This is a genomic window from Sphingomonas sp. (assembly GCF_042091075.1).
Classification (GTDB): Bacteria; Pseudomonadota; Alphaproteobacteria; order Sphingomonadales; family Sphingomonadaceae; genus Sphingomonas.
On record NZ_JBELIE010000154.1, the window covers coordinates 1 to 7,972 of the forward strand.

General features: G+C 64.3%; 5 protein-coding genes. All 5 read left to right on the plus strand.

Translation table 11 applies throughout. From position 1 onward, the window contains the following. Positions 1 to 67: 67 nt before the first annotated feature. The 5 genes from ACFDSW_RS13510 (at position 68) to ACFDSW_RS13530 (ending at position 7,856) form a co-directional block, all read left to right on the plus strand. Positions 68 to 250: a CsbD family protein gene (locus tag ACFDSW_RS13510; protein WP_375250804.1), complete on the plus strand. Its 183-nt coding sequence runs from the start codon at positions 68 to 70 to the stop codon at positions 248 to 250. Positions 251 to 420: 170 nt separating this feature from the next. Then, positions 421 to 3,030: an ATP-binding protein gene (locus tag ACFDSW_RS13515; RefSeq protein ID WP_375250805.1), complete on the plus strand. Its 2,610-nt coding sequence runs from the start codon at positions 421 to 423 to the stop codon at positions 3,028 to 3,030. Between the two features lie 230 nt (positions 3,031 to 3,260). Then, the gene (locus ACFDSW_RS13520) at positions 3,261 to 6,404 is read left to right on the plus strand and encodes a PAS domain S-box protein (protein ID WP_375250806.1); all 3,144 of its coding nucleotides are present in this window, start codon (positions 3,261 to 3,263) and stop codon (positions 6,402 to 6,404) included. Positions 6,405 to 6,661: 257 nt separating this feature from the next. Continuing rightward, positions 6,662 to 7,192, plus strand: a complete 531-nt coding sequence (locus ACFDSW_RS13525) for a PilZ domain-containing protein (RefSeq protein ID WP_375250807.1) — start codon at positions 6,662 to 6,664, stop codon at positions 7,190 to 7,192. Further along, positions 7,179 to 7,856, plus strand: a complete 678-nt coding sequence (locus ACFDSW_RS13530) for a PilZ domain-containing protein (protein WP_375250808.1) — start codon at positions 7,179 to 7,181, stop codon at positions 7,854 to 7,856. The genes ACFDSW_RS13525 and ACFDSW_RS13530 overlap by 14 nt, the downstream gene beginning before the upstream one ends. Positions 7,857 to 7,972: the final 116 nt, after the last annotated feature.

The following is a 7,972-nucleotide window of genomic DNA, read 5'->3' on the forward strand; positions in this document are numbered from 1 at the left end:
CCGGAACAAGCAGTGACGTTCGTCGATTATTGGCATGTTCATTCGAACGACGATGATGGAGGAAGACATGGGCGAATTCACCGACAAGGTCGGCGCCGTCGCGAACAAGGCGGTGGGCTCGATCAAGGAAGGCATCGGCAAGGCGACCGATAACGAGAAGTTGCAGGCCGAAGGCGAAGCGCAGCAGCTCAAGGGCACCGGCCAGGACGTCAAGGGCAGCGTCAAGGGCGCGCTCGGCGACAAGATCTGATCTGACGATCCACGCCGCAAAGGGGGCCGCAATCGCGGCCCCTTTTCGTTTGTGGTAATATGCGTTTCCTTCTTCGGCGGGTGTGGAACGCCGACGGGACGATTGCCGAAACGCGATCGTCATATCTGATTAGGGCTCGCGAACGAGGCGGTTTTATCGTAGCTGGCACTATGGCGACTGCCCATGCCCTCGAAGTAGCGCCGTTCGGGCATGACCTTCCCGATGATGTCGCGCCGACCGCGCGCTGTGCCGATCTGATCCGCCGTTACGACTGGTCCGCGACGTCGCTGGGCGACGCGCATGATTGGCCCGTCGCGCTGCGAACGATGCTGGCGACGATCCTGCGCGCGCCGGGGCCGATGATGATGCTGTGGGGCGACGATGGCGTGGTGCTGTACAATGACGCCTTCGCGTCGATCGCTGGTGCACGGCATCCGCACTGGCTGGGCCGCTCGGTCCGCATGGCGGGGCGCGCCGCCAGCGCCCTCGCGGATCATGTGCTGACGACCTGCATGGCCGGCGAGGCGCTGCGTTATCGCGACCATCCGCTGATCCTTGACGACCAGGGCGACGGATCGTCGGCGCGTTTTGATCTCGATTACTCGCCGATCGTCGATGCGGACGACGTGCCCGCCGGCGTGCTGTGTGTCGTCGAGGAGACGACCGAGCGAACCGTCGCGGCGCAGCGGTCGGCATTTCTGTTGACGCTGGCCGACGATATGCGCGCGCTGGGTACGCCGACCGCGATTATCGAACTGGTCGCGACGCGGCTGGGGCAGAAACTGGCCGCGAGCCGCGTCTTCTACGCCGAGATCACGCATCGTGGCTGGATGACCGTCGAGCGCGATTACGTGCGCGGGGTGAAATCGATCAAGGGGCGCCATTCGCTCGAAAGCTTCGGACCCGATCTGCTCGCCGCCTACCGCGACGGAGCCCCGGTGGTGGTAGAGGACGTCGCCGGCGACGAGCGATTGAGCGAAGGCGCCCGCACGGGCCTGCAGGAGCGGCAGGTGGGCGCGTTCATCGATGTCGTCCTGTTCCAGGAGGAGGAATGGGTCGGGCTGCTGGCGGTGCAGAATGCCACCGCGCGGGCATGGACCCCCGCCGAACAGGAGCTTATCCAGCAGGTCGGGGAGCGCGTGAAGGTCGCGATCGAGCGCGCCCGCGCTGAAATGGCGCTGCGCGAATTGCGGACCACGCTGGAGCAGCAGGTGGTCGAACGGACCGCTGAACTGCGGCAATATCATGAGATCGTGGAGGCGACTTCCTCGCCGATCTGCGCATTCGATACCGACTATCGCCTGATCGCCTTCAATCGTGCGCATCAAAGCGAGTTCCAGCGTGTCCAGGGGTTCGAGACGCGGATCGGCGACGTCTTCCCGGATTTGTTCATCGCCGAACAGCGCACCACAATGCGGGCGCTGATGAGCCGTGCGCTGACCGGGGAAAGCTTTACCGCGACGGCGGCATTCGGCCGCCCCGAATTCGGCACGCCAGCCTGGGAAATCACCTATACGCCGCTGCGCGACGATGCGGGGCGTGTGATCGGCGCTTTTCATCAGGCGAACGACGTATCCGCCACCGCGGCGGCGCAGGCCGAACTGGAAGCCGCGCAGGAAGCCCTCCGGCAGAGCCAGAAAGTCGAGGCGATGGGCAGCCTCACCGGCGGGGTGGCGCATGATTTCAACAATCTGCTGACCCCGATCATCGGCTCGCTCGATATGCTGATGCGCAAGGGGCTGGGCAGCGAACGCGAACGGCGCCTGATCGACGGTGCGCTGCAATCGGCGGAACGGGCAAAGACGCTCGTCCAGCGCCTGCTCGCGTTCGCGCGGCGCCAGCCGCTGCAATCAACCGCGATCGATCTGGAACAGCTTGTCGGGGGCATGGCCGACCTGATTGGCTCCACGGTGGGTTCGACGATCGCCGTGAAGGTGGAGGTGGAGCGCCATCTGCCGCTCGCGCTGGCCGATGCCAATCAGCTCGAAATGGCGTTGCTCAATCTCGCGGTCAACGCACGCGACGCGATGCCCGATGGCGGCACGCTGACCATCTCCGCCTCCACATGCGATGTCGGGCCCCCGGCCGCGGCGGAGATCGCGCCCGGCCATTACATCAGGCTGGCGGTCGCCGATACCGGCGTCGGCATGGACGAGGCGACACGCCAGCGCGCGATCGAGCCGTTCTTTTCGACCAAGGGGGTCGGCAAGGGCACCGGGCTCGGGCTGTCGATGGTCCACGGGCTCGCCGCGCAGCTCGGCGGCGGATTGACGATCGACAGCCATGCCGGCCAAGGCACGCGCGTCACGCTGTGGCTGCCGCTCAGCGACGTGCCCGCCGCCGCTCCGAACCTGCCGGTACATGGCCCGCCGCATGCTCGCGGCGCGGGTAGCGTGCTGCTGGTCGACGACGAGGAACTGGTGCGGCTCAGCACCGCCGACATGCTCACCGACCTTGGGTATGACGTGATCGAGGCGTGCTCGGCCCCCGAAGCGCTTGACCTGGTCCGTGCCGGGTTGCGGCCGACCTACCTGATCACCGATCACTTGATGCCCGGGATGACCGGCGCACAGCTCGTGCGTCTGCTCGGCGACGAATTGCCCGAGCTGAAGGCGCTGATCGCGTCGGGCTATGCCGAAACGAGCGGGATCGATCCGGACATGGCGCGGCTTCACAAGCCGTTCCGCAGCGAAGAGCTGGCCGCGACCCTGCTGGCGCTCGACAATCGCGCGCGACCACCGATCGAGCGTGTCGCGACGTCCGTCGAACCGGCGGCGTAGCGCCCAAACGCCTGCCCTTGACCGACCTCACACCGCCTGTGCGCGCCGCTCCGGGGCAGCCGCCCCGGTGATGCCACCGGCGGATCGGCTTCCCGCCCGGTAATCACACCGTATTGCCGACATATCAGTAGGTTGGCGCGTCGATCATTTTCCCGAAGACGCTGATCTCAGTAAATCATTTACCCTTGCCGCGGTATCCCGTCCTACCGTTTCTTACAGGACGTCCAGTCGTGCTTCATTCCGCTATCGAACCCTCGCCGACGCCGGAAGAGACGGACATCATCGAGCGCCTGCTCGGCCGAGTGGCGTTCGATCGCGAAGGCGTGGTGCTGCGGATCAATGACCGGATGCTCGAACTTTTCCATTTCGAGGGGTGGGATCTGATCGGCCGCAACAAGAGCATCTTTCATTCGGATCATGGCGGGGAAGGCCTGAGCGCCGTCATCGCGCGCGTAACGGCGGATGGCGTGCCATTCGCCGGCGACTTGCCGCTGACGCGGCGCGACGGGTCGATGTTCTGGGCGGAGGTCAATTGTGTGCCGATCGCCGGAGCGGACAATATGGTTCGCGAGGTGGTGGTGCTGTTGCGCGACGCCACCCAGCGGGTGCTCGCGGCGGCCGACGAAGCCGGCCAAATCACGGCGATCAACGCCGCGCAGGGCGTCATCCACTTCACGCCCGACGGGTTCATCATGAGCGTGAATCCGATTTTTCTTGCGGCAACGGGCTATTCACTCACCGAACTGGTCGGTCAGCATCACGACATGCTTCTCGACCCGGCCGAAGCCGCGTCGGCAGACTATGTCGCGTTCTGGAACGGGTTGCGATCCGGTCGGCATGCGGCAGGCGAATTCCGTCGTATCAACAAGAACGGCCAGTCACTGTGGTTGCGCGCCAACTACAGTCCGATCGTCGATCATACTGGAACTGTCACGAAGGTCGTGAAATATGCGACCGATATCACCGCCGAGAAGCAGCGCGCAGCCGATTTCAAGGGTCAGATCGCCGCGATCCACCTGTCGCAATGTGTCGCTACCTACGCGCTCGACGGCACGATCCTGAGTGCCAATGAGCTGTTCCTTGATACGGTAGGCTATACGATGGCTGAGCTGGAGGGGCGTCACCACCGGATCTTCGTCGATCCGGCCTATGCCCACAGCCTGGAATACGAAATCTTTTGGAGCGACCTGGCGTCTGGGCGATATCGCAGCGGTGAATTCCGGCGGAGCGATCGCAACGGCCGCGACATCTGGTTTCAGTCAATCTACAGCCCGGTGCTCGATCAGGACGGCAAGCCGTTCAAGGTCGTCAACTATGCGACGGCAATCACGCGCGAGAAGCTGCGGCAGGCGGATCATCAGGGGCAGATCGCCGCCCTCCATAAGTCACAGGCGGTGGCGTCGTTCACACCCGAGGGCATTATACTGGACGCGAACGAGAATTTTCTGGAACTGACCGGTTATCGACTGTCGCAGGTGCTGGGTCGACATCATACGATGTTCCTGGCCACGGAAGATCGCGCGGGCGATTACGACCATTTCTGGCGCGACCTGTCGATCGGCGAATATAAGGGCGGTGAATTCAAGCTGGTGGGCCGCGACGACAGCGAAATCTGGATTCAGGCCTCGTACAATCCGATCCTCGATATGAAGGGGCGCCCGTTCAAGGTGGTCATGAACGCCGTCGACGTGACCGAACAGCGGCTGCGTCAGAGCGACTACGAAGGCCAGATCGCGGCGATCAACAAGTCGCAGTGCGTCGTCTCCTTCGACCTCGACGGACTGGTTATCGATGCCAACGAGAACTTCCTGAAGCTGATGCAATACAGTGCGGAGGAGGTCCGGGGGCTGCCGCACAAGACCTTCGTCGATCCCGCCACGATCGACAGCCCGGATTATCAGGCGCTGTGGATCGCGTTACGAGAGGGACGCTTCCAGTCCTCGAAGTTCCGGCGCATCGCCAAGAATGGGTCGGACGTGTGGATCCAGGCGTCGTACAATCCCATTTACGACCTCAACGGCCGCCCGTTCAAGGTGGTCGAGATCGCCACCGACATCACCGCTGACGTCGGCCGCGCCGCCGACCTGACGCGCGCGCAGCGCGAGGTACAGCACGATGCGGCAACCGGCCTGCCGAACCGGCTTGGGCTTCGCCGCTTCCTGCGAGACAAGCTGTCCGTCACCGACAGCGAACTGGCGCTGCTGTATCTCGACCTGGACCATTTCAAGCCGATCAACGACACATTCGGCCATGAAGCGGGCGATCATGTGTTGAAGACCGTCGCACAGCGGCTGCGCGAACAGATATCCGAGACACAGATCGTCGCGCGGATCGGCGGCGACGAGTTCATCGTCGCCTCCCCCAGTGTGTCGCGCGACGACGTGGCAGCACTTGCCGGGCGGCTGATCGAGGCGGTGTCCCGCCCGATACCCTATCGCGACCGCGTGCTGGAAGTTGGTCTGTCGATCGGCGTCGCCTTGACCCCGGGCGACACGCTGGACGAGGATGAGCTGTTCCGCTTCGCCGACGTGGCGCTCTATCGTTCGAAGGGTAGCCAGCGCGGCACCGTCAGCTTCTACGGCGAGCATTCCGAGGCATCGGCGGAAGCGGAACGGCATCTTGCCCATGAGATGCGGATCGCGGTCAAGGCGAAGCAGTTCACACTTGCCTGCACTCCCTGGCACACCGGCCCTGATCAGGCGGTCAACATGATCGCGGTGGAGCCGCACTGGCATCATGCGACGCTGGGTGAGCTCGACCAGGACCGTTTCCTGCGCGTCGCGGAGCAGAGCGGCCTGATCGTGCCGCTGGGCGACTGGACGACCCGCGAGGCGTGCCGCCTGGCGCTTACCTTGCCGGGCATCACCGTGTCCGTGCCCATCTTCCCACGACAGATGCTGAGCAGCGACGTTCCGGGCATGATCGCACTGGCGTTGCGCGAAACCGGGCTCGAGCCGCGGCGCCTGTCGATCCGGATCGAGCGTGGCACCAGCCGCGTCGCGCCGTCCACGCTGGCGGCCGACCTTGCCGCGATCAGCGCGCTGGGCGTTGCGATCACCGGCGACAGTTTCATGGTGGAGGACGATTTGCCCGGGGCGTGGAGCCGCTTCCCGCTGAGTGACATCGCCGTCGACAAGCGGATCCGGAGCCGCCTCGACAGCGAATGCAGCGAGATGATCGACCGAGCCGCGCCCCTGCCTGCCGGAGAAACCGGCTTCGAGCCCGGGCGGCCGGCACGACAATGGCGGATCGATCGCGACAATCGGCTAAGTTGCTGCAATGCCGGGCCGGTCTTTCACGGCGATGCCGCGCCGCTGCTCGACTATATCGTCCGTGCCGAGGGTCCGGCAGACGCGCAGGTTTCCGCGGCGTAAGGCTTTGACCCTTCGGCACCTGCTCGCCATGATGCCTCGATCGACGCTGCTACTAGGTAATCCCTCAGCATAATACCCACGTATGTGGTAGTTATGCCTATATCCCCATTCGCGGTTCTTGAAGCTTCGCGACGATACGTTTGGTCAAGGCAAACCAAATGGGGAACCGAGCAGTGGATGTCTCGACCGCACAGCCATCCCAGGTGACACAGCGACGGCGTGATCAGAGGCGGCCGGTTTCACCTGAGCGCTTTGTCATGATCGACGATGGCATCCGGCTTCACCGCATCACCGTCCACAACGCCTCGGATCATGGCCTATCGGGGCTTTGCGAGGCCCAAACGCTTGAGCAACGCAATTACACCTTCGTCTTCGACAATGGCGAACGCCGCATCGGTCAAATCCGCTGGAAGGTTGATCAGCGCATCGGCGTGTATTTCGCGCAGGCGCTGCCGCCGAATCTGCTGTCTACGCGCAAGGCCGACGTCCTGCCTCGCGCGCAACGCTTCACCGTCTGTCGTCGTGCCCACGTCATTATGGACGATCTGCAACGCCCCGCGATCATCCGCAATGTATCGGTTACTGGACTGTTGCTGGAGGCGGTGATGACGCCCTCGCCCGGCCAGCGCCTTTCAGTGCAGCTACCGCGCCTCACCCTTGACTGCGTCGTCCGCTGGTCGCGTCAATCGCTGACTGGGGCGCAGTTCCTTCAACCGATCGACCTGACCGTCTTCGACGATGCGAGCAGGTACCCTCCCCAGGAGTTCGTCGTCGATGCCGCTCTTTAAACGTCGCCAAGCCCAAGCGGATGCCGCCGCCACGATCGAAGCTCGCGGCGAGGCCCGCCTGCCGACCCACCTGCCCGCCGTGCTCGATTTCGGCGGGTCGATGTTCTGTTGCACCATCCTCGACGTTACGACCGCAGGCGCCAAGGTGCGGCTCGACGGTCCGACCGGCGGCGGTCGCCCGTGCTTCGGGCAGCAATTGGTGGTGACGCCCCGCGGCGGCACACCGATCGCCGCTGTACTGCGCTGGGCGAAGGACGAGGTCTGGGGCGTTCAGTTCCTGATGCCCATCACCAGCGAAATGCTGCTTAAGCTGACGTCGTCGACGATGCGCGTGATCCAGCCGCGCCCCAGCCGCGCGCATATCGCGATGCCGGGGGAACTGACGATCGCTCACGATCGCCGCGCGATCCTGCTCGTCAACCTGTCCGCCGGCGGTGCGATGGTGCGAATCCAGCAGCCGCTGGGGGTGGGCACCGCCTTGTTTCTGACGATGGGCGACCTTCGTCCCTTGCCGGCCTATGTGCGGTGGGAGACGGGCGATTGCGCCGGATTGATGTTCAACCGGCTGCTCCCGGTTGATGTCGCCAGGCATATCGCGACGGCCTGCAACACCCATCCGGGATGGCTGGCCGACGTCATTCAGCAACATGGCGCGGTGCAGTGACGCTGACCGCCGTTATCGCCGCGGCGACAGACCGGCCAGCGCCTCGGCGTCGCGGGCCAGCAACAGCGCCGCGGTCATATTCCCGATCTTGAGTTTCTTCATGATGTTGGCGCGAT

Excerpts from the sequence above, each read along its gene's own strand:
- ACFDSW_RS13510 (WP_375250804.1), top strand. The coding sequence starts at position 68 with ATGGGCGAATTCACCGACAAGGTCGGCGCCGTCGCGAACAAGGCGGTG.
- ACFDSW_RS13515 (WP_375250805.1), top strand. The coding sequence starts at position 421 with ATGGCGACTGCCCATGCCCTCGAAGTAGCGCCGTTCGGGCATGACCTT.
- ACFDSW_RS13525 (WP_375250807.1), top strand. The coding sequence starts at position 6,662 with ATGATCGACGATGGCATCCGGCTTCACCGCATCACCGTCCACAACGCC.
- ACFDSW_RS13530 (WP_375250808.1), top strand. The coding sequence starts at position 7,179 with ATGCCGCTCTTTAAACGTCGCCAAGCCCAAGCGGATGCCGCCGCCACG.